We start from the raw sequence: 16,778 nt of genomic DNA on the forward strand, positions 1-16,778 counted from the left end.
CGCGACATGTGATATCCCGTGTGACACGGATTTGTTGATACCACCCGATTCACACTGCGGCAATCGTCGCCGCGTCACCGGACCCGAAACCGAAGCGGCCGGGGTCTGCCAAGGAACAATCGCACCCGTCCCGCACGCCACCATGGACGGGCATTGCCCGGATGCGTCAGGGGACCGGCATCGCGCACCCTCTGCGTCAGTGTGATCCTGCCCGGTCATCCCTCGGTGCGAGGACACACAGGCCGAGCAGAAGGCCGGCGAGCCCACCCGCAAGGGTCAGCGCGCCAAGGGTCATCCTTATTCTCCCGAGCAGCAGGCCAAGATCCCCGCAATTGCCGGGCATGCAGGCATGGCTTGCCGCAAGATGCATGATCTGCAAAAGCACCAGGCAGGCAAGCACAACCCATATCCCCCGGAACACACCCCTCTGGCCGCCCGCGCGCACGGCGAAGGCCACCGCGCCCGCCATGCCCGCAAACCAGAGAAACGCCAGAATGTTCAGGCCCATGTCGCGTTGCCTCTTTGTTGTGGTGTCGAGTCATCATAACGTGGCAATCGCGGTGGCTCTTGATGAAGGTCAAGGCTCGTATCGGTATCACTGGTCATGGTAAGCCGCTTGTCACGGGGTGCGAAACAGCGGGGCCGATCGTCATGAAAGCGGACTATGTCGAGATCGCACGGCAATCGGTGCTGTTTGCCTCGGTTCCCGAGCCGGTGGCCGAGAAGCTGATTGCCGCCTCGCATGTGCGCCGCTTCGACCGGGGGGCGACGATCTTCCTGCAGGGCGAGCCCGCGCGCTCGATCTATATCGTCGCCGAAGGCTGGGTGAAGCTCTATCGCATCGCGCCCAACGGGGCAGAGGCGGTTGTGGGCGTTTTCACCCGTGGCCGCAGTTTCGGCGAGGCGGTGGCGCTGCGCCATGCAGCCTATCCCGTCGCTGCCGAGGCGGTGACGGATTGCACGCTCATTCAGGTGGATGCGGGCGCTCTCCTGCGCGAGGTCCGTGACGTGCCCGAGGTGGCGATTGCAATCCTTTCGGCCACCTTCGCCCATCTTCAGGCCCTTGTCGGACAGGTCGAGGCGCTCAAGGCGCAGACGGCGGCACAGCGCGTGGCAGAGTTCCTGCTCGATCTTGCCACTTGCACGCAAGGCAAATGCGAGGTGGTCCTGCCCTATGACAAGGCGCTGATTGCCGGGCGTCTGGGGATGAAGCCCGAAAGCCTCAGCCGCGCCTTCGCCAAGCTGCGCGACCATGGTGTGAGCATCCGGCAGAACATGGCCGAAATAGCCGATCTGGAGCGGTTGCAGGACTATGCCTTGGCCGACCCGGCCGAGGCGTGGAGCCGGGACCGCTGATGTCGCGCGACCCGGGTGGGGTGGCGGTTCTTGGCGTTGAGCGGACGGTGCTGGTTGCCCCCGCGCGGAATCAAGGCGTGCCCCGCACGCCGCCGCGCGAGCGCCCGACCGCCCCCCGGGCGGGCGCTTTTTCGACGTTGAAACCCCTACAATCGTTCCAGTATTTGGCACCATAAAGCGCTCACCAAGGCTGTTGCAGCGCCCACCCGCGGTCGGGCCCTTGCGCGGCTCCCCAATGCCGACAACAGGCCATTCATGACCCTTCCCGACCAGATTTTTCCCCGCCACGTCCGACTGCCAATCGGCACCAGCCTTTCAAATGCCGGTCCCCAGCAGCAGCGCCAGCCCCGCAAGCCCCGCGCAGAACCCCGCCAGCACCATGTCAAAGCCGCGCCGCCAGCGCGGGGCGTTGGCAAGGCCCAGATAGCGATGCAGGATGATCCGCCCCTTGAGCAAGGCCAGCGAGAGCGCCATGAGCGAGAGCACAGGCCCCGCAGGCACAAGGCTCAGCCCCGCACCGGCAAGGCTCAGCGTCACGAGGCCAGCCCAGGCCAGGAGGAGCGGATCGCGGGTCATCGGATCAGGTAGACGACCGGGAACAGCAGCACCCAGACCAGATCGACCATGTGCCAGAAGGCCGCGCCGGTCTCGGTCGCGCGCGGATCGCGCAGCACCGCCACCAGCCCCAGAAGCACGATCCCCGCCACCACATGCGCCGCGTGAAACCCGGTGAGCAGGTAGTAGAAGGTGAAAAACGGGTGGGTTTCCCAAGTGATGCCCTCCGCGGCCTTGGCGGCATATTCCTGCCCCTTGATGACCAGAAACACCACGCCAAGCACCATGGCGCCGGCCAGCAGCGCGCGCTTGCGCCCCTCGCGCCCCGATTGGGCCGCGCGCACGGCAAGCGCGGCGAGGCAACCGGACGTGACCAGCACCACGGTATTGAGCGCGGCCCCCGCGCGGTTGAGATGCGCCTGCGCCTCGGCAAAGCCCGCGGGATCGGTCAGGCGCATGGCACTCAGCGCCGCCAGCCCCGCGCCGAAAACCAGCAGTTCCGAAACGATCAGAACCCACATCATCGGCTCGCCGGGCAGCTCGTCCAGCAGGTCGGTCATGCCCCGACCAGTTGCCGGTAGATCTGCGGCAGCGCGGCGGTCAGGCGGTCAGGATGCGGGATGAGCGCATAGCCGCCCTGCCCGAACATGCGCGGGAACCACGCCTTGCCGTCACGGTCCACGGTGATGCCAAAGACCGACTGCCCCGCGCGCCGCGCCTCGCGGATCGCCATATGGCTGTCCTCGATGCCGTGGCGGCCCTCGTAATGATCGAGATCGTTGGGCTTGCCATCGGTGATGACCAAGAGCAGCCGCCGCTTGCGCGTCTCGCGGGCAAGCTCGGCGCTGGCATGGCGGATCGCGGCCCCGAGGCGCGTGTAATGGCCGGGTTTCAGGGCGGCGATACGCGCCTCGATGGCCGCGCTCATCGGCTCGTCGAAGCCCTTGAGCCGGTGCAGCCAGACCCGGTGCCGCTTGAGCGAGGAAAACGCGTTGATGGCAAAGCTGTCGCCGCAGGCATTGAGACCCCATGACAGCGCCGCCAGCGCCTCGCGCTCGATCTCGATCACGCTGCGGCTGTCGCCGTCATGGCCTGTCACATGGCCTTCGGTCGAGCGCGACACGTCGAGCAGGATCGACACCGCCAGATCGCGCGCCAGCGGTCGCGTCTGCCGCCAGATCCGGTCATCGCTTTCGCCGGTGGCAAGGAAATCCACCCGCGCGCGCACGGCGCGTTCGGTGTCAAGCTCGTCACCATCAGGATGGCCGGGGGTCGAGACGCGGCCCGGTCGCAACGCCTCGAACTGGCGTTTGACCGCGCGGATGCGGCGGGCGGCGCGCGGGTTGGGCAGGGCAAGCGCGCCCGCCTCGGGGCGCAGGTCGCTGGCAAGGATGCGCACGTGATCGGGCATGTATTGGCCCGTGCGCACATCCCATTCCGGGTAGGTCAGCACGTCCGAGAGCGCCTCGCGGTCCACATCCTCGGGCGCAAGATCAAGATGCAGCTTGAGCCGGGTCGCGGGGGCCTGCGACACCTGCCCCAGCCCGATTTCCTCCTGATCGTCGGCGGCCTTCTTGGCGCTGTCCTCGTCATCATCCTCGACGCGGCGGTTGAGGTTGATGAACTCGGCCCAACTCAGGATCGCCTCGAACTTGTGCAGGATGAAACTGTCCTTGCGGTCGATCAGGTCGGATTTGCGGCGGCGCGCGCGGCGGGTCTTCTCGCTGCCCTCGCCGGTCTCGGGCGCGCCCTCGGTCTCGCGGTCCTCGACCTGGTCGGCCTCGCTGCGGCCCGTCGCGCGCAGATCGGGCCAGAGCGGCACGGGGCGGAACGGGCGATAGCCGCGCGGCGCGCGCAAGGCGGCGGGGTCGGCCCCGGCCAGCGCTTCGGCGCGCGCGCCGAGCGGCGCGGGATCGCCCAGATGGTGCCGGATCAGCGCCTCGACCGCGTCCTCGGTGGCGGGAAGCGCAGGGCGGGGGCGCAACGCGCGAAGCCCGCCGCAGAGATCGGCATAAAGCGCGCGAAAGCCCGGCGCCGCCTCAAGCGTGGTGGCAACCATGGCTTGCGCGGCGGCAATCGCGGTCAGATCGGCGGCGAGCGGGTCGTCATGGTCTGGTGCCGTGGGGGCATGGGCGGCGCAGGCCGCAAGCCAGAGGTAAAGCGCGCCATTGGCCTCGCGCGCCGGATAGACGGCAAGCGCGGCGGGCAGACGCAGCGCCGCGCCGTCGAAACTGGCGCGCGGCACGACCTCGACAGGCGTGCCGAGGCGGCGCAGGAAGGACAGGCGGTGGTGGCTCGTCTCCTCCGCCACGGCCTTGACCTCGACGGAGGGATCACCGCCGAGACCCCGGAAAAGAACTGCCAGCCGCCCCGCGACCTCAGAGAGGTCGACACGGGCTCCGTCATGCACGCCCGGAGCGTCGAGACGGCTGGCATAGGCGTGCCACAGTTTCCCGATCGATTCTTCAGGTTCCCATGGGTCGATGTCGATCCTGCCCATCACCGGCCTCACCCGAAAACGGCGGTGACAAGATCGAGGAGCCCGCGTTTGGTGTCGCGGTCATCGGTCAGCGGCTCGATCATCGCAGCGAGGATCGCCCGCTCGACCGGCATGCCCTGATGGATGAGCGTGGCGGCATAGACCACGAGGCGGGTCGAGACCCCTTCCTCCAGATCCTGCCCCTTGAGATCGCGCAGCCGGTTGGCAAGCCGCACCAGCGGCTTGACGCGGTCCTCGGGCAGGCCCGATTCCCGCGCGACCACGGCAATCTCGCGCGCAGGTGCCGGAAAGTCGAACTCGACCGAGATGAACCGCTGCCGGGTCGAGGGCTTCAGCGTCTTGAGGATGTTCTGATAGCCGGGGTTGTAGGAGGCCACCAGCATGAAGCCGTCGGGCGCGGCAAGCTCTTCGCCGGTGCGCTCGATGGGCAGGATGCGGCGGTCATCGGTCAGCGGGTGCAGCACCACGGTGACATCCTTGCGCGCCTCCACCACCTCGTCGAGATAGCAGATCGCGCCCTCGCGCACGGCGCGGGTCAGCGGGCCATCGGCCCAGATCGTCTCGCCGCCCTTGAGCAGGTAGCGCCCGATCAGGTCCGCCGCCGACAGGTCGTCATGGCAGGCCACGGTATAGAGCGGGCGGCCAAGGCGGGCGGCCATGTGCGCGACGAACCGCGTCTTGCCGCAGCCCGTCGGCCCCTTGAGCAGGACCGGCAGGCGGTTGTCATGCGCCGCCGCGAAAAGCGCGATCTCGTCGCCCTGCGGCAGGTAGAAGGGGGCGTCAGCCGCCCCCTTCAGGGTGGGGTGGGATCCGTCCATCTGCATCACTCCGCAGGCTGGCTCAGGCCGGGCTCGATCACCTCGCGGCGCGGCACGAACACGGCGTAGATGAAGAGCAGCGCGCCAAGCACCACCGCAATCCCCGCCCCGAAGCGCATCCAGTAGAAGATCGCAAGCTGATCCTGCACGGCCATGTATTCCTCGCCCATGACCCGTTGCAGATGGGTCTGCACCGTGCCTGCGAAGGTCAGCACGAAGGTCATGAACACCACGCCCGAGGACATCAGCCAGAACGACACCATGTTGAGCACCTGGTTATAGGGATCGCGCCCCAGAAGATGCGGCATGGCATAGGTCACGATCGCCAGCACAAGGCAGACATAGGCCCCGTAGAAGGCAAGGTGGCCGTGGGCGGCGGTGATCTGCGTGCCGTGGGTGTAGTAATTGACCCCGTGCAGCGTGTGCAGAAAGCCCCAGACCCCCGCGCCGAAAAAGGCCAGCGTGGCACAGCCGAGCGCCCAGAGAAGCGCCGCCTTGTTGGGATGGTCGCGCCGCCCCTTCCAGACCATGACGAAGGCAAAGGACATCATGGCAAAGAACGGGATCACCTCCAGCGAAGAGAAGATCGAGCCGATCCACTGCCAGTATCCCGGCGTGCCGATCCAGTAATAGTGGTGCCCGGTCCCGAGGATGCCCGAGAAGAGCGCGGCCGCGACGATGACATAGAGCCATTTTTCGACCACTTCGCGGTCAACGCCCGTCAGCTTGAGCATCAGGAAGGCGAGGATCGAGGCCATCACCAGCTCCCACGTGCCCTCCACCCAGAGATGGACCACATACCACCAATACATCTTGTCGAGTGCGAGGTTGGAGGGGTTGTAGAAGGCGAAGAGGAACAGCAGCGACAGGCCCCAGAGGCCGAGAAGCAGGATATTGGTGATCGCCGTCTTGCGCCCCGCCAGCACCGTCATCGAGACGTTGTAGAGAAAGATGAGCGCCGCCACGACGATGCCCGCCTTGACCCATTTCGGCTGTTCGAGGAATTCACGCCCCTCCTTGCCAAGCAGGAAATTGCCCTCGAAGATGTTGAAGAGATAGGTGACCACCACGCCAAGCGTGCCGAGCACGAGAATGCCCAGTTGCAGATAGGCGAGCTTGGTCGAATGGATCTCGCGCTCCGATTCCTCGGGCAGGAGGTAATAGGCCGATCCGAAGAAGCCCAGCAGCAACCACACGATCAGGCTGTTGGAATGGAGCATCCGCAGGATGTTGAAGGGCACCAGATCCGACAGGAAATTGGGTGCCACATAGACAAAGCCCATGATCAGGCCGACGGTCACCTGCACCGCGAAGAGCGCAAGCGCCACGGCAAAATAGGCCAGGGCGATTTTCTGGGTTTGGTATTTCATGGTTCTCGCTCCTCAACCGGCGTCGTTCGGCGGCCAGTTCTGCGTGTTGATGCGGCCCGTCCAGAGAAGGAAATCCGCAAGGTTGCGATACTCTTCGTCGCTCAGGCCGAAATTCGGCATCTGGCGGCGGCCCTCGATTCCCGTGGGCATCGCGTCCATCCAGCCCTTGAGCATGTCGGCGGCCGCCTCGGGGTCGTCCTGAACGCCCCAGCGGGCCATCACATTGCCCAGTTCGGGGGCGAAATAGGCGCCTTCCCCAAGGATCGAGTGGCAGTTGATGCAGGAATTTCTTTCCCAGACATGCTTGCCCGCCGCGACACTCTCGGTGAGGCCGCCACGGTCGGTTGATTTGGTCACGATGTAGCGGTGGGAATGGGCGGTGAGGCCCACGAAGATGATAATGAAGAACAATGATCCGCCGTAGAATATGTTGCGGGCCATCGTCTTGGTCAGGACTTCGCGCATGGCGCAGTCTCCTTTTCGGAGCGGTTGACGGTGGGTTCACTGTGGCGCGGGCGGGTCGCGCCTTCCTTAACGAAAGTCAATCGGCGGCGGCGGTTTGCGCGCGCGGCCCCGTGAGCACCGGCCAGAGCGCGGCGGCGGCCAGCGCGAAGGCCAGCACCCACAGAAGCCCCGCGCCGAGAACGCCCGCATAATAATGCTCGACCCCGAGGCTGGAGCCGGCCCAGCGCGCCAGCGCCGACAGCACCAGAAGCGCGTAGGCCAGCGCCACCGGAAAGGGCGCGACAAGCGCGTGACCGCCATGGCCCAGCGCCGCGCGCGACATCACCGCCAGCGTCATCACCCCCACCGCGCCGATGCCCAGCAGGTGCAGCGCGGCCACCTCCGATCCCAGCCCGAGCGCCGCCAGCCCCGACAGGATCAGCCCGAGACCCAGCAGCGCCATGCCGAGATGCAGCACCCAGAGAATGGGCTGGTTCCAGGTCCAGAGCGGTCGCCAGAACGCGCCGCGCAAAAGCTGCGCGCTGCCCGCCGCCAGCGCCAGCGCGGCAAAGACCGGCCCCGGCAGCGACAGGCCCGCCGCCAGCGCGGTCAGGAGCGTGAGCGCGATCACCGCCATGTCGAGCGACAGGCGGCTTTGCGGCAGGCGCTGCGTGATCCCGGCGCGGGTCATCGCGTTGCGGGTAAAGGCGGGGGTGACGCGCCCGCCCAGCACCACGATCAGCCCGCAGGTGGCAAAAAGCCCCAGCCGCAACCCCTCGGCCCCGCTGCCCGTTACCCCGGCCCAGTCGAGGTGCACCATGAGATTGCCCGCCCAGATGAGCGCGAGCACGCCCAGAAACATCATGTTCTGCGGCTTCGGGCGCTTGAGAAGCTGGCCCAGGATCTTGGCCGCCAGCACCGGCAGAAAGGCCAGATCGAGCGCGGCCACCATGACCACCGGCAGGCTGCCCGAGAACCAGATGCCCAGCCGCCCCGCCAGCCACAGCGCGGCCACCGTCACGACAAAGCCGCGCCGCGCGGCGGGGGTTCCGGTCCAGTTCGGCACGGCGGTGAGGAAAAATCCCCCCATCGCCGCCGCCGGATAGCCGAACACCATTTCATGCGCGTGCCACAGATGCGGCGGCGGCGAGAAGGGCAGATCGCTCACAATCCCGCCTGCGGCATGGATGCCGAGCCAGCCGGTCCAGACGATCAGCGAGAACACCGCGTAAAGGGCGGCGGCGGTGAAGAACACCCGCCACCCGTCGGAGAAAAAGCGCGCCACCGCGCCCGTGTTGCCCTGTGCCATGGCCCTCGCCCCGCTGTCCGGAAAACCTGACATCGACCCTCGCGCCGAAACGCCCGGGACACCTTAACGAAAGTCAAGGATCGCGCGCCGGTGATCGACCAGACTGAAGGAGCCTCACCAGCCAACGGAGATTCTGACATGACAATCCCAGCCGCGAGGACACCGCAGACGCCAGGGCTCTTGCTCGGCGCCGGTCTGTCTTTCCTGCTTTCGACGGCGGCACTTCCCGCACTCGCCCAGGAACAACCGAGCATGAGCCCGGAGGCGTTCGACGCCGCCAAGCAGACCTATTTCGAGCAATGCGCCGGCTGCCACGGCGTCTTGCGCAAGGGTGCTACCGGCAAGCCGCTCTTGCCCGAGGTCAAGACCAAGGCCGCCGACGGCACCGAGACGGTGACCGGCACGCTCAAGCTTGGCCAGGACCGGCTGGAGCGCATCATTGCTTACGGCACCGAAGGCGGGATGAACAATTTCGACGGCATCCTCAGCCCTGAGCAGATCGTCGATCTGGCCACCTATATCCAGATCGACCCGCCCAAGCCGCCCGAGATGTCGATCACCCAGATGATGCAGACCCGCAAGGTCTATGTCGAGCCAAAGGATTACCCGACAGAGCCGCTGCATGGCCGCAACTGGGAGAACTTCTTTGTCGTGATCGAACGCGACGTGGGCAAGGTCGCGGTGATCGACGGCGACACCAAGGAGGTGCTGGCGCATATCCCCACCGGCTATGCGGTGCACGTGCTCAAGGCCTCCGAACATCACAGCATCGACGAGCCGGAAAATCCGGGCCGGTTCTGGTATACGATGGGCCGCGACGGCAAGATGACCAAGATCGACCTGTGGCAAAACCCCGAGAACATGCTCGTGGCCGAGGTCAAGATCGCCTATGACGCCCGCGACGTGGCCGTGTCCGGCGATGGCAAATACGTCATCGGCGGGGGCTACTGGCCGCCGCATTTCGCCATCGTGGACGCGGAAACGATGGAGCCGAAAAAGGTCGTCTCGACCCGTGGCGTCAACGTGGACGGCGAGTATGTGGAAGAGGCGCGCGTCGCCGCCATCTACACCACCCCGCACGAGCCGACATGGGTGGTTGCCATCAAGGAACTGGGCCAGATCTGGCAGGTCGATTACACCGATCTCGACAACCTGCGGATCGACAAGATCGACAACTCCAAATATCTGCATGACGGGTTCTTTGATCCGACCGGCCGGTATTTCCAGATCGCGGCGAATGCCTCGAACCAGATGGTCGTGATCGACACCAAGACCCGCAAGCTCGAAGCGACGATCGACGTCAAGTCCAAGCCGCATCCCGGCCCCGGCGCCAACTGGGTTGACCCCAATTGCGGCCCCGTGGGCGGCACCACGCATCTTGGCACCGGCTTCGTGACGGTCTGGGGCAACGATCCCGAGGGCCATCCCGACAATGCCTGGAAGATCTGCTACGAGGTCGAAACCGACGGGCCGGGCCTCTTCGTGCGCACCCATCCGGACAGCAAATATGTCTGGGCGGATCAGACGCTGCATCCCGAGCCCGAGATCCAGCAATCGGTGCAGGTGATCGACAAGGCCACCGGCGAGATCGTCAAGACCATCCAGTTGACCGAGACCGAAGGCTCTGTCGCCGTTCATTTCGAATTCAACCAGGATGGCTCCGAGGTCTGGGCCTCGGTCTGGAACCGGTCGGATTCGAAAACCGACAATGGCGAGATCGTGATCTTCGACGCCGAGACGCTGGAAGAAAAGGCCCGGATCAAGGGGCTCTTCGCCCCCACCGGCAAGTTCAACGTCTACAACCGCTCGAACCACAAGACCTGAGCGAAACCGGGCCGGGGGGCATCATCGCCCCCCGGCCTTCGCCCTTTCCAAGATCAACCGCAGACCGGACGGAGCGCGGATCACATGACTGACGAAACCCCCAAGAAACCCGGCCGCATATGGCGGCGCTGGGTGCTTTTCGGCGTGCCCGTCGCCGGTGCCGCCGCCGCCTTTGCCGCGGGCATTGTCTTCTGGGGCGGGTTCAACACCGCCATGGAAGCCACAAACACGATGGATTTCTGCGTCTCCTGCCACGAGATGCGCGAGAACGTGTTCAAGGAATACGAACACACCATCCACCACGAGAACCGCTCTGGCGTGCAGGCAACCTGTTCGGATTGTCACGTCCCTGACCCCTGGGTGCACAAGATGGTGCGCAAGGTGCAGGCCTCGCGCGAGCTTTATGGCAAGGTCGTGGGCACGATCGACACCCGCGAGAAATTCGAGGAAGAGCGCCTGCGGCTCGCCACCCGTGTCTGGACGGCGATGAAAAAGACCGACTCGCGCGAATGCCGCAACTGTCACACCATCGAGAGCATGAACCCCCGCTTCCAGAAGCCGCGCGCGCGTCAGCAGCACCTGACGGCGATGGAGACGGGGCAGACCTGCATCGACTGCCACAAGGGGATTGCGCATTCGGATGTGCGCAGCCGCGCGCCCGACGAATTGCTCGAGGCGCTCGAGACGCCCAACCCGAAGCACATCAAGCAGGTCCCGCAAAGCTTCCTTGACGGGCTGGCCTATATCCAGCAGGTCGAGGCCGAAGAGGCCGCCGCCGCCGCAGAGGCGGCCCAGGCCGAAGAGGCGGCGGTCGAGGCGCGCATCACCGCGGCTGTCGAACAGGCCCTGAGCGCGAGCGACGCCTCGGCGGCACCTGCCGACGAGGGGCCGGGCGGCGCCATCGACTGGTCCGCCATCACCCCCGTCACGGTCGGCCTCTTCTATCCCGGCCAGACGCCCTGGGAATGGGTGCTCAACGGCAAGGAACATGGTGGCGCCCGCGCCTTTACCAAGGGCGGCGATCAATGCTCGGTCTGCCATGCCAAGGAAACCGCCGCCATGGGGGCCAAGATGGTCAGCGGCGAAAAGGCCGAACCCACCCCCATTCCGGGCAAGCGCGGGTCGGTGGACGTGGCCATTCAGGCCGCCCATGACGACACCAACCTCTACCTGCGCCTGCGCTGGAAAGATGGCGGGCACGCCCCCGTGCCCTTCGTCGAGGGCGGCATGATGGACCCCGAGAACCCCGTCAAACTCGCCATGATGATCGTGGGCAGCGGGGTGGAGCGCGCCGATCAGGCGGGCTGCTGGTCAAGCTGCCACATGGACAGCCGCACCATGCCCAATGCACCCGAGAGCCTTGGCGATCTTGACGCGGCGCTCGGCGGGCACGGCTATGTGCAGAAATACATCCCCAACAGCCGCACCGATATCGAACTCAAGGGCCGTGCGCGCCCGATGGGCGGCTGGGACCTGCTGCGCGACGAGGGCGAGCTTGCCGCCTTCCTGGAGAACGACACCTTCATGGACTTCACACGGCTTGACGCCTCGGGCAATGCGCGGCGCGGCTATCTGCTGGAGCGGCGGCACGAGGATGCAGGCCACCCGGTCGACGGCTCCATGGTGCTGGAGGGCGATACCTGGACGGCGGTGCTGGTGCGCCCGCTTGCGGCCACCGCGCCGGGACAGATCGCCATCGTGCCGGGCAAGGTCTACACGGTGGGGTTCGCGCTCCATGACGATCACGCGGCGGCACGGTTCCACCATGTCTCGCTCGATCTGCGGCTGGCGCTCGACGATGCGTCGGTCGAGTTGAACGCCGTCGCGCCCTGAGGGCGGGCGCGGCAGGAGGCGGCCCCGGCTCCACTGACGGGCCGGGGTCGTCATTTCCACCCCAAGAAAGGGAGAGAGCCATGCCCCCGATCCGCACCCTCGCCAGCGTTCTGGCGTTCCTGCCGCTGACTGCGCTGGCCGACGACCTGCCAACAGACCCCGAATCGCTGGCCGAGGGCGCGGCCATTTTCGAGCGGCGGTGCAGCCAGTGCCACGGGCTTGACCACGTGATCTACAAGGCGCCCTGGCTCAACGGGCTGATCGGGCGGCCCGCGGCCTCGGTGCCCGATTTCCCTTATTCCGAGGCGATGCGCGCCTGGGGCGGGGTCTGGACGGTCGAGAATCTCAAGCTTTGGCTGACCAAGCCCGATGAATTCATCCCCGGCACAGAGATGAATTTCGGCGGCTTCCGCCGCCGCACCGAGGACCGCGACATGGTGATTGCATATCTCATCGAGGCAACCCGCGAAACGGCACCGCAAGACGCGCGGCCTTAACGAAAGTCAAGGTTCGCGCGCGGGCGATCGGTCAATCTGGGATCACAGCCAAGCCCGGAGAGTCCCATGTCATACCCCAGCCAAGGCCACGTTTCCCTTGTCGGTTCCGGTCCGGGCGATCCCGACCTCTTGACCTGCAAGGCGCTCAGGTGCCTGCAAGACGCCGATGTGCTGGTCTTTGACCGGCTGGTCAGCCCCGAGATCCTGGCCCTCGTGCCCGCCCGCGTGCGGCGCATCGACGTGGGCAAGACGCCCAAATGCCACCCCGTGCCGCAGGAGGGGATCAACGCGCTGCTGGTCGATCTGGCACGGCAGGGCCTGCGGGTGGTGCGGCTCAAGGGCGGCGATCCGCTGATCTTCGGGCGCGGCAGCGAAGAGGCAGAGGTGTTGCGCGCCGCCGGGATCACGGTGGATTACGTGCCCGGCATCACCGCCGCGCAGGGCATGGCCGCCTCCACGGGTGTGCCGCTCACGCATCGCGGCCTGGCCACCGGCGTGCGCTATGTCACCGGGCACCGCGCGCGCGACGGCAGCCTCGATCTGGACTGGGCGTCGCTCGCCTGCGAGGAGACCACGCTTGTCGTCTACATGGGCGTGGCCAATATCGCGCGGATCGCGGCGGAACTGATGGCCCATGGCCTGCCTGCCGACCTGCCGGTGATGGCGGTGGCCAGCGTCACCACCCCGCGCGAGGCGCGGCTGGTCTCCACGCTCGACCGCATCGGCCCCGAGATCGCGCAGGCCGACCTTGCCGCCCCGGTGCTCTTTGTCATCGGCCATGTGGTGCGGCTTTACGAGGGCAATGCCGCCCTGCCGCTGCCCCATGCCGAGGTGAGGGTCTATGCGTAACACGGCCGCCCTCTGCCTTGCCGTTGCCGTCGTCATGACCTGGCTCGCCCCGCTTCCCGCCACGGCCGAGATCAGTGCCGAGCGCGCCGAACGGCTTGGGCATATGCTGGTGCAGGATTGCGGCTCTTGTCACGGGCTGGCGCGCAAGGGCGGGCTTGGCAGCCCGCTGACGCGCGAGGCGCTTGGCCATGCCGCGCCCGAGGGGCTCGCCGCGATCATCCTCGACGGCATCCCCGGCACCGCCATGCCGCCCTGGCGCGCGCTTCTGACCGACGCCGAGGCGCTGTGGATGGCGCAGCAACTTCTGACGGAGCCACACGAATGAAACGGATCCTGTCCACCCTCGCCGTTTTGGTCGCCCTTCTCGCAACGCCCGCCGGGGCCGGGACCTCTCTGCGCGCCACCGGCGGGCTTGGACTTGTGATCGAGCGCGCGACCGGTTCGGTCCTGTTGGTGGACCGGATCGCGCATGAGGTCATAACGCGCATCGACGGCCTGGGCGATCTCAGCCACGCCTCGGTCACCTTCTCGCCCGACGAGCGGCTGGCCTATGTCTTTGGCCGCGACGGCGGGCTGACGCAGGTGGATATGCTGACGGGCGCGATCACCGCCCGCGTTATTCAGGGCGGCAATTCCATCGGCGGGGCGATTTCGGACGATGGCGCGCTGGTGGCGGTATCGAATTACGAGCCGGGCGGCGTGCGCGTGTTCGACGCCGCAACGCTGGAGATGGTCGCCGACATTCCCTCGGACGGCAAGACCGTGGGCCTTGTCGATCTGCCGAACCGGCGCTTTGCCTGGACCGTGTGGGAAACGGGAACGGTCTGGCTGGCCGATCTGTCGGGGGCCGCGCCGGTCATCACCGATCTGGGTCATGCGGGCCTCAACCCCTATGACGCGGTGCTCTCGGGCGACGGGCGTCATTACATCGTGGGGCTGTTCGGCGAAAAGGGCCTGACGCTATTCGACATGTGGCAGGACACGCCCGAGCCGGTGCGGTTCCTTGACGATTACGGCCGCGAGGACGCGGAAATGCCGGTCTACAAGATGCCCCACCTGCAAGGCTGGGCGTTGACCGAAGGGCAGTTCGCCCTGCCTGCCGTGGGACAACACGCGCTGCTCTGGGTGGAACGCGCGACACTTGCGCAGGCCGGCCGCACGGCGCTGCATGGCCAGCCGATCTTTGCCGTGGCGCAACCCGGCAGCCCCTATGTCTGGGTGAATTTCGCCCTGCCGCATAACGACACGCTTCAGGTGATCGACAGCCGCACGCATGAGGTGGTGGCGACCCTCACCCCCGGCGCCGCCGTGCTGCACATGGAGTTCAGCCCGCGCGGGCACGAGCTTTGGGTCAGTTCGCGCGATGGCAACCGGGTCTTTGTCTATGACACCCACAACCGCACGGTAAAGGCGGAACTGGAGGCTGAAAGCCCCTCCGGCATCTTCTTCACCGCGCGCGCGCATCGCACGGGGCTATAGACCATGCCCGCCCGTCTCGACCCCCGTGACACCGCCCTGCTCGACCGCTTTCAGCGCGACTTGCCGCTGGTGCCGCGCCCCTTTGCGGTGATGGCCGACCGGATCGGGCTGACCGAAGCCGACGTGATCGAACGCCTCGCGCGCCTTGCCGAGGAGGGCAAGATCGCCCGCGTGGGTGCCACCGTGCGGCCCAACACCGCCGGGGCCTCGACGCTCGCGGCGCTTGGCGTTCCGGCGGAGCAACTCGAGGCGGTCGCCGCCATCGTCGGACAGGAGCCGGGCGTCAATCACAGCTATCAGCGCGATCATGCCTGGAACCTGTGGTTCGTGGCCACCGCAGCGGACGGTGCCGGGTTGCAGGCCACGCTTGACCGCATCGCCGCGCGCAGCGGGCATGAGGTGCTCGACCTGCGGCTTCGGCGGGCGTTCAACATCGACCTTGGCTTTCCTTTGCAGGGCGCGCGCCCGGTCCCCCGGCGCGACGCCCCGGTGAACTGCGCCGCGCTCCGCGACGGCGACCGCCCGCTTTTGCACCTGCTCTCGCAAGGCCTGCCGATCGTCGCCGATCCCTACGCCGCCGCCGCCCGCGATCTGGGGATGAGCGAGGCAGCCGTGATCGAGCGCATCGGCGCACTGCTGACGGCGGGCATCCTCACCCGGCTGGGCGTGATCGTGCGCCACCGCTCGCTTGGCTGGGCCGCCAATGCCATGGTCACCTTCGATCTGCCGGAGGCGCGGATGGAGGCGGCAGGCCGCGCGCTTGCCGCGCATCCCGGCGTGACGCTCTGCTATCAGCGCCGCACCGTGCCGGGGGTCTGGCCCTACGGCCTCTTTTGCATGATCCACGGGCGCAGCCGCCCCGAGGCGATGGCGGTTCTCGCCACCGCCCGCGCCCTGCCCGACTTGCGCGGCACCCCCCATCAGGTGCTGTTCTCGCAACGCTGCTTCAAGCAGACCGGTGCGCGGCTTCTGCCGTCCGAGGCAGCATGAGACGCGCGGCGCTCCCCCCCGAGGCGCTCGACGCCACGGACCGCGCGATCCTCAACGCGCTGCAAGACGGCTTTCCCATCGCCCATGACCCGTTCACGCAGGCCGCCGCCCCCCTTGGCCTGAGCGGCACGGAACTGACCGAACGGCTGGCGCATCTGCGCGAGATCGGCGCAGTCACCCGCTTTGGCCCGTTCTTCGACGCCGAGGCCATGGGCGGGGCCTTTTGCCTCTGCGCCATGGAGGTCCCGGAGGCACGTTTCGAGGAGGTCATGACTTTGGTCAATGCCCATCCGGAGGTGGCGCATAATTATGAACGCACGCACCGGCTCAACATGTGGTTCGTGCTCGCCTGCGAGGACCCCGGAGGGATCGAGACCGTGGCGGCCCGCATCGAAGAGGAGACGGGGATCACAGTCCTGCGCTTTCCCAAGCTGCGGGAGTTCTTCATCGGCTTCAGGGTAGAGGCATGACACTCGACACCACCGACCGCCGGATCATCGCCGCGACACAGGCAGGCCTGCCGCTGGTGGCCGAACCCTATGCCGAGGTGGCAAGTTGGCTGGCCCTGCCCGAGGCCGAGGTGATCGACCGGCTTGCCGCGCTGCACCGCGCGGGCATCGTGCGCCGCGTGGCACTTGCGCCCAATCACTATGCGCTCGGGATGCTCGCCAACGGGATGAGCGTCTGGGACGTGGCCGATACCCGCGCCGAGGCGCTTGGCGAGGTCGTGGGCGCGCTGCCCTTCGTGTCGCATTGCTACCTGCGCCCGCGCGCCCTGCCCGACTGGCCCTATAACCTTTTCGCCATGCTGCACGGCCCCGACCGCGCCACCGTCGAGACGCATCGCGCCGGGGTGGCGGATATTCTCGGCGCTGCCTGCGCACGCCACGACATTCTCTATTCCACCCGCATCCTGAAAAAGACCGGGATGCGCCTGAGGCCGGAGGGCTGAGC

At 66.9% G+C, this 16,778-nt stretch carries 18 protein-coding genes; 10 read left to right on the top strand and 8 right to left on the bottom strand.

Going from position 1 to position 16,778, the window contains the following annotated elements; all coding sequences use genetic code 11:
- Positions 1-196: 196 nt before the first annotated feature.
- The gene (locus tag ABIE57_RS15385) at positions 197-508 is read right to left on the bottom strand and encodes a hypothetical protein (protein WP_354539911.1); all 312 of its coding nucleotides are present in this window, start codon (positions 506-508) and stop codon (positions 197-199) included.
- A gap of 143 nt (positions 509-651) precedes the next feature.
- Here ABIE57_RS15385 and ABIE57_RS15390 point away from each other — a divergent pair, with 143 nt between their 5' ends.
- Positions 652-1,356: a Crp/Fnr family transcriptional regulator gene (locus ABIE57_RS15390; RefSeq protein WP_354539912.1), complete on the top strand. Its 705-nt coding sequence runs from the start codon at positions 652-654 to the stop codon at positions 1,354-1,356.
- Between the two features lie 315 nt (positions 1,357-1,671).
- Here the strand turns inward: ABIE57_RS15390 and ABIE57_RS15395 are convergent, their stop codons facing one another.
- From ABIE57_RS15395 to ABIE57_RS15425, 7 genes are all read right to left on the bottom strand, one after another.
- Complete coding sequence (locus ABIE57_RS15395) at positions 1,672-1,932, bottom strand: nitric oxide reductase F protein (RefSeq protein ID WP_354539913.1); 261 nt, start codon at positions 1,930-1,932, stop codon at positions 1,672-1,674.
- A complete protein-coding gene (locus ABIE57_RS15400) occupies positions 1,929-2,471 on the bottom strand; it encodes a cytochrome c oxidase subunit 3 (protein ID WP_354539914.1) in 543 nt (180 codons plus the stop codon). The genes ABIE57_RS15395 and ABIE57_RS15400 overlap by 4 nt, the downstream gene beginning before the upstream one ends.
- A complete protein-coding gene (locus ABIE57_RS15405; protein WP_354539915.1) occupies positions 2,468-4,411 on the bottom strand; it encodes a nitric oxide reductase activation protein NorD in 1,944 nt (647 codons plus the stop codon). The genes ABIE57_RS15400 and ABIE57_RS15405 overlap by 4 nt, the downstream gene beginning before the upstream one ends.
- A gap of 8 nt (positions 4,412-4,419) precedes the next feature.
- The gene (locus ABIE57_RS15410; protein ID WP_354539916.1) at positions 4,420-5,229 is read right to left on the bottom strand and encodes a CbbQ/NirQ/NorQ/GpvN family protein; all 810 of its coding nucleotides are present in this window, start codon (positions 5,227-5,229) and stop codon (positions 4,420-4,422) included.
- A gap of 5 nt (positions 5,230-5,234) precedes the next feature.
- Positions 5,235-6,599, bottom strand: a complete 1,365-nt coding sequence (locus tag ABIE57_RS15415; RefSeq protein WP_354539917.1) for a cbb3-type cytochrome c oxidase subunit I — start codon at positions 6,597-6,599, stop codon at positions 5,235-5,237.
- A gap of 12 nt (positions 6,600-6,611) precedes the next feature.
- A complete protein-coding gene (locus ABIE57_RS15420) occupies positions 6,612-7,064 on the bottom strand; it encodes a c-type cytochrome (protein WP_354539918.1) in 453 nt (150 codons plus the stop codon).
- A gap of 76 nt (positions 7,065-7,140) precedes the next feature.
- Positions 7,141-8,352: an NnrS family protein gene (locus ABIE57_RS15425; protein WP_354539919.1), complete on the bottom strand. Its 1,212-nt coding sequence runs from the start codon at positions 8,350-8,352 to the stop codon at positions 7,141-7,143.
- Between the two features lie 252 nt (positions 8,353-8,604).
- Between ABIE57_RS15425 and ABIE57_RS15430 the strand changes: the two genes are divergently transcribed.
- From ABIE57_RS15430 to ahbB (ABIE57_RS15470), 9 genes are all read left to right on the top strand, one after another.
- Positions 8,605-10,176, top strand: a complete 1,572-nt coding sequence (locus tag ABIE57_RS15430; protein WP_354539920.1) for a cytochrome D1 domain-containing protein — start codon at positions 8,605-8,607, stop codon at positions 10,174-10,176.
- An 84-nt stretch (positions 10,177-10,260) separates the two neighbouring features.
- Positions 10,261-12,009 carry a NapC/NirT family cytochrome c gene (locus ABIE57_RS15435; protein ID WP_354539921.1) on the top strand — a complete coding sequence of 583 codons (1,749 nt, stop codon included), beginning with the start codon at positions 10,261-10,263 and terminating at the stop codon, positions 12,007-12,009.
- Between the two features lie 80 nt (positions 12,010-12,089).
- A complete protein-coding gene (locus tag ABIE57_RS15440; protein ID WP_354539922.1) occupies positions 12,090-12,506 on the top strand; it encodes a hypothetical protein in 417 nt (138 codons plus the stop codon).
- A 66-nt stretch (positions 12,507-12,572) separates the two neighbouring features.
- Positions 12,573-13,355, top strand: a complete 783-nt coding sequence (gene cobA, locus ABIE57_RS15445) for a uroporphyrinogen-III C-methyltransferase (RefSeq protein WP_354539923.1) — start codon at positions 12,573-12,575, stop codon at positions 13,353-13,355.
- Positions 13,348-13,680 carry a c-type cytochrome gene (locus ABIE57_RS15450; protein WP_354539924.1) on the top strand — a complete coding sequence of 111 codons (333 nt, stop codon included), beginning with the start codon at positions 13,348-13,350 and terminating at the stop codon, positions 13,678-13,680. Before cobA ends, ABIE57_RS15450 begins: the two co-directional genes overlap by 8 nt.
- Positions 13,677-14,834 (top strand): cytochrome D1 domain-containing protein, encoded by a 1,158-nt coding sequence (locus tag ABIE57_RS15455; protein ID WP_354539925.1) that lies wholly within the window; start codon positions 13,677-13,679, stop codon positions 14,832-14,834. Before ABIE57_RS15450 ends, ABIE57_RS15455 begins: the two co-directional genes overlap by 4 nt.
- 3 nt (positions 14,835-14,837) lie before the next feature.
- Positions 14,838-15,824: a siroheme decarboxylase subunit beta gene (ahbB, locus tag ABIE57_RS15460; protein WP_354539926.1), complete on the top strand. Its 987-nt coding sequence runs from the start codon at positions 14,838-14,840 to the stop codon at positions 15,822-15,824.
- Complete coding sequence (locus ABIE57_RS15465) at positions 15,821-16,294, top strand: Lrp/AsnC family transcriptional regulator (protein WP_354539927.1); 474 nt, start codon at positions 15,821-15,823, stop codon at positions 16,292-16,294. Before ahbB (ABIE57_RS15460) ends, ABIE57_RS15465 begins: the two co-directional genes overlap by 4 nt.
- Positions 16,291-16,776 carry a siroheme decarboxylase subunit beta gene (ahbB, locus tag ABIE57_RS15470; RefSeq protein ID WP_354539928.1) on the top strand — a complete coding sequence of 162 codons (486 nt, stop codon included), beginning with the start codon at positions 16,291-16,293 and terminating at the stop codon, positions 16,774-16,776. The genes ABIE57_RS15465 and ahbB (ABIE57_RS15470) overlap by 4 nt, the downstream gene beginning before the upstream one ends.
- Positions 16,777-16,778: the final 2 nt, after the last annotated feature.

The sequence above is a fragment of the Roseovarius sp. MBR-6 genome (assembly GCF_040547525.1).
In the GTDB taxonomy this organism is placed as follows: Bacteria; Pseudomonadota; Alphaproteobacteria; order Rhodobacterales; family Rhodobacteraceae; genus Roseovarius.